The following is a 2,610-nucleotide window of genomic DNA, read 5'->3' on the forward strand; positions in this document are numbered from 1 at the left end:
TGATTGCCGCCGACGAGCAGCGCCGCGCCGCGATCCAGGCGGCGGACGAGCTGCGCGGTGAGCAGAAGGCGTTTGGCAAGAAGATTGGGCAGGCGGCGCCGGAGGACCGCCCCGCACTGCTGGAGGGTTCGAACGAGCTCAAGGCGCGCGTGAAGGCCGCCGAGGCCGAGCAGGAGGAGGCAGAGGCCAAGGTCAAGGCGCTGCAGTCCAAGATCCCGAACCCCATCCAGGGCGCGCCCGCCGGCGGTGAGGAAGACTTCGTCGTGCTCGAGCACGTTGGTGAGGTCCCGGAGTTCGACTTTGAGGTCAAGGACCACCTGGACCTGGGCGAGGCACTCGGCGCGATTGATATGAAGCGCGGCACCAAGATCGGCGGCGCCCGCTTCTACTACCTGGTCGGCGACGGCGCCTGGATGCAGCTGGGCATGCTCATGCACGCCGCGAAGAAGGCGCGCGAGGCCGGCTTCAAGGTCGTTGTCCCGCCGGTGCTGGTGCGCCCCGAGATCATGGCGGGTACCGGCTTCCTGGACGAGCACGACGAGGAGATCTACTACCTCGAGCGCGATGACCTCTACCTGGTGGGCACCTCCGAGGTGGCGCTGGCCGGCCTGCACCAGGACGAGATCATCGATCTTTCCGACGGCCCGCTGCTCTACGCCGGCTGGTCCTCATGCTTCCGCCGCGAGGCCGGCTCCTACGGCAAGGACACGAAGGGCATCCTGCGCGTCCACCAGTTCGACAAACTCGAAATGTTTGTCTACTGCAAGCCGGAAGAGGCAGAGGACATGCACCAGAAGCTGCTCGGTCTGGAGCGCGAGATGCTCGCCGACGTGGAGGTGCCTTACCGCGTCATCGACGTCGCCGCGGGCGACCTCGGTTCCTCCGCGGCCCGCAAGTTTGACACCGAGGCGTGGGTGCCGTCGCAGCACACCTACCGTGAGCTGACTTCCACCTCCAACTGCACAACCTTCCAGGCCCGCCGCTTGAACATCCGCTACCGCGACGAGAACGGCAAGACCCAGATCGCCGCGACGCTGAATGGCACCCTGGCCACGACCCGCTGGCTGGTGGCCATCTTGGAGAACAACCAGCAGGCCGACGGCTCCGTCCGCGTGCCCGCCGCGCTGCAGCCGTGGGTGGGCAAGGAAGTGCTCGAGGCCTAATGGGCACCGCACCGCAGTGGAAGACGCTGCGCGGGTTCACCGTCCCGGCGGACTATCGGGCCCCGGCGAAGCACCCGGTGGAGTCGAAGGAGGGGCTCTACCCGTTCACCGTGCGCATGTTCAATCGCCTGCTGCGCCTGCAGCGCATGCGCGTGCGCGTGGTGGGGGCGGAGCACATCCCGGAGCGCGGTGGCGCGATCATCGCCGCGAACCACACCGGCTACTACGACTTCATGCTCACCGGCACCGGCCCGCTCCTGCAGGGCGGGCGCCTGCTGCGATACATGGCGAAGCAGGGCGTGTTTGACATCCCCGTGCTGGGGACGCTGCTGCGCACCATGAAGCACGTGGCGGTGGACCGGGACAACGGGGGCTCGGCTGTCGACGCCGCCGTGCGCGGCCTCCGCGACGGCGACCTGGTCGGCATCTTCCCGGAGGGCACGATCTCGCGCTCCTTTGAGCTCGCGGACTTCAAGACGGGCGCGGCACGCATCGCCGCGCAGGCGGACGCGCCGCTGATCCCGTGCGTGATCTGGGGCTCGCACCGCATCTGGACCAAAGATTTGCCCAAAAAGTTCCGCGGCGTCGGCGTGATCGTGCGTTATGGCGCACCGGTCGAGGTCACCGGCGACGCCGAGGCCGACACGGCGCGGCTCAAGCAGGCGATGCAGCGCATGCTCGAGCAGTCCCGCGCGGAGTACGACGCGGAGTTCGGACCGTTTGCGCCCGGCGACAAGTGGGTGCCCGCCTCCCTCGGCGGCGGCGCGCCCACGCTGGAGCAGGCGGCCGAGATGTACGAGCGCGAACGCGCGGAACGCAAGGCGAAGAAGGCCGCGAAGCAAGCCAAGAAAGGCACCTAAACTCATGCACGCCCCCAAGCTCATCATCAGCGACATCGACGGCACCTTCATCACCCCCACCGGCCGGGTGACCCCGAGGCTGCGCGACACGGTGGTCCGCGCGGTGCGCTCGGGGGCCAAGTTCGCCCTGGCCACGGGGCGCCCTCACCGCTGGCTCATGCCGGTGCTGGATCAGCTGCCCATCGCGCCGACCTGCGTGTGCGCGAACGGTGCCGTGGTCTACGACCCGGTGAAAGACACCGTGGTGCGCTCCTTCGAGCTCGCGCCGGAGACGATGCAGCGCGTCGTCGACGCCGTCGGCAAGGCGCTCGCCCCGCACGGCCTGCAGCACGGCTTTGGGGTGGAGCGCGTCGGCCAAAGCGCGCTCGACCCGGAGGAGGACTGCTTCCTCATCACCCCCGAGTACAACCGGGACGCCTGGGACAGCAGCTTCGGCATCGGCACCGCCGCGGAAATCGTGGCCGAGCCCGCCGCCAAGCTGCTCGTGCGCTGCCCGCAGCTGCGCTCCGCGGAACTGTTCGACCTGGTCGCGCCCACCATCGAGCCGGAGGACGCGCACCTGACCTATTCCATGGACGAGGGCCTCA

The 2,610-nt window shown here is 68.7% G+C and carries 3 protein-coding genes; all 3 read left to right on the plus strand.

Annotated elements, in window-relative coordinates; all coding sequences use genetic code 11:
* A partial coding sequence (gene serS / locus EAW56_RS11650) for a serine--tRNA ligase (protein WP_122086717.1) occupies positions 1-1,163 on the plus strand: 1,163 nt, incomplete at its 5' end.
* Positions 1,163-2,023 carry a lysophospholipid acyltransferase family protein gene (locus EAW56_RS11655; protein WP_122086720.1) on the plus strand — a complete coding sequence of 287 codons (861 nt, stop codon included), beginning with the start codon at positions 1,163-1,165 and terminating at the stop codon, positions 2,021-2,023. The genes serS and EAW56_RS11655, both read left to right, overlap by 1 nt.
* A 4-nt stretch (positions 2,024-2,027) precedes the next feature.
* Positions 2,028-2,610, plus strand: a 583-nt coding sequence (locus tag EAW56_RS11660; RefSeq protein WP_147453312.1) for an HAD family hydrolase, incomplete at its 3' end; no start/stop codon positions are given.

Source organism: Corynebacterium gottingense (assembly GCF_003693265.1).
GTDB lineage: Bacteria > Actinomycetota > Actinomycetes > Mycobacteriales > Mycobacteriaceae > Corynebacterium > Corynebacterium gottingense.